This is a genomic window from Kamptonema animale CS-326, from assembly GCF_028330895.1.
Classification (GTDB): domain Bacteria; phylum Cyanobacteriota; class Cyanobacteriia; order Cyanobacteriales; family Microcoleaceae; genus Kamptonema; species Kamptonema formosum.
Genome location: NZ_JAQMUA010000401.1, coordinates 1 through 3,051, shown reverse-complemented (window position 1 = coordinate 3,051; position 3,051 = coordinate 1). Strand labels below are relative to the sequence as shown.

Annotated in this window: 3 protein-coding genes; all 3 read right to left on the bottom strand. The window is 42.7% G+C overall.

All coding sequences use genetic code 11. The features are described from left to right. Positions 1 to 91: 91 nt before the first annotated feature. On the bottom strand, positions 92 to 1,111 hold the full coding sequence (locus PN499_RS23805) for a polysaccharide biosynthesis/export family protein (protein WP_272035227.1): 1,020 nt from the start codon (positions 1,109 to 1,111) through the stop codon (positions 92 to 94). 110 nt (positions 1,112 to 1,221) lie between these two features. Continuing rightward, a complete protein-coding gene (locus PN499_RS23800) occupies positions 1,222 to 1,923 on the bottom strand; it encodes a cyanoexosortase B system-associated protein (protein ID WP_272035226.1) in 702 nt (233 codons plus the stop codon). Positions 1,924 to 2,050: 127 nt separating this feature from the next. After that, on the bottom strand, positions 2,051 to 2,923 hold the full coding sequence (gene crtB, locus PN499_RS23795; RefSeq protein ID WP_272035225.1) for a cyanoexosortase B: 873 nt from the start codon (positions 2,921 to 2,923) through the stop codon (positions 2,051 to 2,053). Positions 2,924 to 3,051: the final 128 nt, after the last annotated feature.

Below are 3,051 nucleotides of genomic sequence, written 5' to 3'. Positions count from 1 at the left end.
TTTAATGAATGTCAGGAGTGGGTAGAATCTATGATAGATTTGGTTCGCAATAAGAAATCATTTTATCAGAGGGGATTGAGAGCTATAAAGCTTATCCAGCAACCGCTTTAGCCTCATTGTCGCCCCCTGAAGTCCGCCGCACTCGCACTTCCCGCAAGTCAGCTTTCAGAGTTGCGCCCCCCGCAGCGACTAAAGCAGCAGAAATCCGCCCGGAACCGGCAGGTAAAGTATAGAAACCAGGTTTACTCACCTCTCCCGCGATTGTGACTTGTACGGGCCCCTGGGCCGCCGCTAGACTGTATCTGGCTGCCACATCGCGGTCGGACTTGCGATCGGCTGTGACTTGTTGGTAAGGCACGATAATGGCATCTCCGTCTTCTAGACGCAAATCGGGCGGCGCGATACCAGTTTGCAGGGGGGTTAGTAGGTCGATTTTCTGTTCGGCGATCGCACCGTTAGCTAAAGTGCGGCGTACCAGTACCCCTCGCAAGTCAGCAGTGGAAGTAGTACCGGATGCTGCGAAAAGGGCCGCAGAGATTTGAGGAGTTGGTAGGGGATAAAAACCAGGCCTGGCGACTTGACCTGTGACTGTGACGGTTACGGGACGCTGAATTATCAGGGAGACAGCAACATTGGGATTTTTGATAAATCTGTTGAGGCGATCGCGGATAAGTTGCTGTGCTTGTTCGACAGTGAGGCCCCGCAAATTCACTGCTCCGATTAGTGGTAGCACAACTAACCCTTCCTGACTAATTGAGGTAGCAAAACCTAAATCTGGGAAGCGCTGAACTTGAATAGAAATTTGATCTCCTGGGCCCAAGAGGTAAGCACGGTTGCGAAAGGCAGGATTGATTTGAATGGGGGGGTTTGTATTAACAGGAATACTCGGTTTTTGCTGTTGTTGTGGCTCTTTGAGAGTCGGTAATGTAGGGAGATTTTGGCTCACCAACTCAGCGAAAGCGCTCCGCTCGAATTTAGTATTTAATCCCCAGAATAGGGCAGTAAAAGAAAGAGTCCAAGCTGCTGAGTAGAAGCTTGCCAGGTAGAAGGCAATTCCAGTTTTAACTTGGGATTGACGATTGGGGATTTTTGAGTTATTTTTGGTTTCCATAAATCTATATTTTTGTAATATTTTTCCATCTAAATACGTAACGCCGCCATCCTGGCGGTATTGTTACCGCTAGGATGGCGGCGTTACTAATAGTTTTGCGTAAGTCCTGTCTAAAATCGTAGAGCATCTTTCATCAAAGCTAACTGGACATTTTGACCGAAATATATTGCTAATGGTCGAGCTTTCTCAATATCGGCTAAAGGTTCAAGAGGAATTAAAATACAAACAGCCACCCAGGGAACGCGACGATTAAATAACTGTGCCTTGCTGTCTTCCCAAAACCAACTACTAGGTGTCGCCGAACCCCCAGAAGGTTGAGCGTACCACTGCAAAACAGCAAAGGTTTGCTTTTGATCCCAGCTTCGGAAGAATTGGGCCGCCACTGAAATGTCCTGAGAATTTTTTGGGATTTTTTCTTGTAAGTCTACTGTAAAATTTAGAGTCTGGTCGGAGTCAGTTTTCCACTCGTGAAATCCCTTAAGATCAGTCCATTCTACTTGAGGTTTATCTTTATGGTCATTTTGGGGAAGTAGTAACAAAATTGCACTTTTACCGTCATGTTTAAGCTCTTGAACTAACCATTTGTGACCGCTAATCATTAAATTTATATGGGCGCTTTTTGCCCATCCAGGAAGTGTTAACCCTTCACGACGCAAAATTTTTAATTCCTTAAGTGTGGCAACTTGGGGCGGCTTCATCCACGCCCATTGTCCTTTCAAGTAGCTGGGAATAGCTTCAGCGGTAACGAGCATCAGTAAAAACAACAGTACGACAATTTTTGATAGTTGATATGATTTGGGCAATTGCAACATAAGCGGGAATTTAAAATTCAAAATTAGGAATAAGGAAGGAGACGGCGAGATACGGAGACAGGCAGACTGAGGGATTTTTTCACTTGCAATCAGCAATTATTTGTTAACAATTAACCGTTAGCAATTGCTATTCAAATTTACTTGGCAAATACTTTTCCATTCCATTGAGTATCACCACTAGCATACCTAACATACAAGCTGAATACAAATCTCCTCCCCATCCTGCGTGAAGCCAAGCAAAAGCTTTTTCTCGACCAGTACCGTGAAAAAGAGTTAACAAAGTGTTTCGGAGAATATTAGCAGTAATGCTGAGGATAATAGCCAGAGATAAAAATAATATACTTCTCTTGCGAGAACTCCAAACTCCTGTCCAATGCAATAGCATTAAGCTAACATAAAAACTGGTAAATAACATTTTTAGGCCTGCACAGTGGGGAGCGACTTCAACAATTCTACCCCTGACATATAAGTAAATATTTTCGACTGTAACATCTAAGCCAATTTGGGTCAAAATGAAACCTGTTACTGTAGCAATGAAGTGCTGCAATGGTAAGGCGTAAGGTTCAATGAGATAGGGAATATAATTAGGCGTTGCTAGTAGGACAAATAGCAGCGGTATTCTTTGTAAATTAAACCCTGGAAATCCTTTTAAGGATAAGCACATTCCTGCTAGAATCAGTGGAAAAGATAAATTTACTAAATCGCTCAATTTGCTGAGATAAAATACCCCTGCTATTGCTAGTAAAACCGCTCCCAAAGGATGAAATAAATCGGGTAATTTGCTCCAGCGATGGCGGTGTGTCCAGGCAATGTAAAGAGCGTAAGGCAGACCAATTAAACCATGACTAAAATATTCATGTTCGATGCCAATAGTTTTGTTCAGCCAGCCATCATACCAGTGGATTATTAGCGGAGCATAAAGTATTGCTAATAGTAGTAAAAAAGTTGTGGTAAAAAAATGTCTTTTGAGAGCAATAGGAATTTTTTGCGCGATCTGCATGATTTTTGTTAGTTGTTAGTTGTTAGTTGTTAGTTGTTAGTTGTTAGTTGTTAGTTGTTAGTTGTTAGTTGTTAGTTGTTAGTTGTTAGTTGTTAGTTGTTAGTTGTTAGTTGTTAGTTGTTGGTTGT